Source organism: Acidobacteriota bacterium (assembly GCA_003225175.1).
GTDB lineage: Bacteria > Acidobacteriota > Terriglobia > Terriglobales > Acidobacteriaceae > Gp1-AA112.
Genome location: QIBA01000228.1, coordinates 1 through 1,339, shown reverse-complemented (window position 1 = coordinate 1,339; position 1,339 = coordinate 1). Strand labels below are relative to the sequence as shown.

Sequence of the window (1,339 nt, the reverse complement as noted above, 5' to 3'; positions counted from 1 at the left end):
CTGCGTATTATCCAGCGTTCGTTTTGAAGTTTGCCGTCGCGTGCGCGAGCGTTGCAGACGTAAGCTACTGCAGCTCACCGGCGGAGCATCAGGCTATGGGAATAATCAAATTCCTCACGGCTCCCATTAGGAGCATCGCGAGATTTCCCCTATTTCAGCTTGCCGTTGTGGTCGCCCTGATTCTTTTCTTGCAAGCGGGCGATGAACAGTCGGCGCGCGGCCGGATGTTCAATGGCCTGGATGAACTCGTAGAATCCACCGTGGGATTGTTTTCGGCGGCATTCAAGGTGAAATCCTTCACCAAATCATGGCTCACAACAGGCTTCTGGATTGCGTATGTCTACCTCGCGTGTTTGCTGATTCTGGCCGTTCTGCGGGTAGTCATCAGCAAGATGGTAGATTTTGTAGGATGGAGTAATTTATTCGGCCTGAGGAATGCAATCGCGCGGGAGCGCGGCATTGCGGCGTATCGCGCATGGCTGCCATTTGAGAGAATTAGGCCGGCCGGGATTCCGCAGGACAGATGGGAAGAGACATTTGCTTGGCCCGCTAATAACGAACCGCCGTACCCTCCGCTAGCGGATAGGATTCTGCGCGGGACGATAAGCCACCTGGCGGTGGTCTTGGGAGTTGCCATACTGCTGCAAGTGTTTAGTCCTTTTCCCGTCCTGACTTGGATTGGCGAGCTGATAAAAACATTGCTTGCCTGAGTGACGCGGGGCAGTAAGAGGCGCTGAACGAAAGCGGCCAATAGCTGCCTTTCGCCGGGATATCCGCAACCGACGCCTTTGGGCCGCCCAGCTCTAGCGGCCTTCGCTGGGGATTAACCACGCGATGCGCAAGGTCGGTGCGCTATTTCGCCAGTCTGCGTCTGTTGCTGCTAACTCGCCTCGCGTCAACGCCCAACGCCTTCTTCGCCACGCGATGTTTCTTGCTGCCTCTGAGCGCAGCCGCCGTTGCCGCTACCTGAGCTTCAGCAAGTGCCGCGACCTTTTCCGTTATCATTCGTGTAGTTTCGATTTCGGCTTTTGCGCCGCCTTTAGCTATGCGCAAACTGCGAAGCAACATGACTGCTTGGGCATCCCAACACATCCGAACTGCCTGAGACGATAATGCGATCCAAGCGCTCCAAGGGCCAAAAGGATTCGACTTTAGGCGCACGGCTGTCCAGCGTGCTACAGCGGCCGATGCGTTCTGCCGATGAGCCAGCCGATTCCGAGCGCGGCTATAACTGTCGTGTATGGTTGCGTTTCAATCTTGTTGCGCAGCCATGCTTCGAGCGGCGTTGCATTCTGCCGAACAACATCGGCAGCTTGGCCGTAAAGGTCCTGAGCGGTCC

General features: G+C 56.2%; 2 protein-coding genes. One reads left to right on the top strand and one right to left on the bottom strand.

What is annotated here, in order from left to right:
• The first annotated feature begins 95 nt into the window (after window positions 1-95).
• Window positions 96-710 carry a hypothetical protein gene (locus DMG62_24850; GenBank protein ID PYY19225.1) on the top strand — a complete coding sequence of 205 codons (615 nt, stop codon included), beginning with the start codon at window positions 96-98 and terminating at the stop codon, window positions 708-710.
• A 142-nt stretch (window positions 711-852) separates the two neighbouring features.
• Here the strand turns inward: DMG62_24850 and DMG62_24845 are convergent, their stop codons facing one another.
• Window positions 853-1,092: a hypothetical protein gene (locus tag DMG62_24845; protein ID PYY19224.1), complete on the bottom strand. Its 240-nt coding sequence runs from the start codon at window positions 1,090-1,092 to the stop codon at window positions 853-855.
• Between the last annotated feature and the right edge of the window lie 247 nt (window positions 1,093-1,339).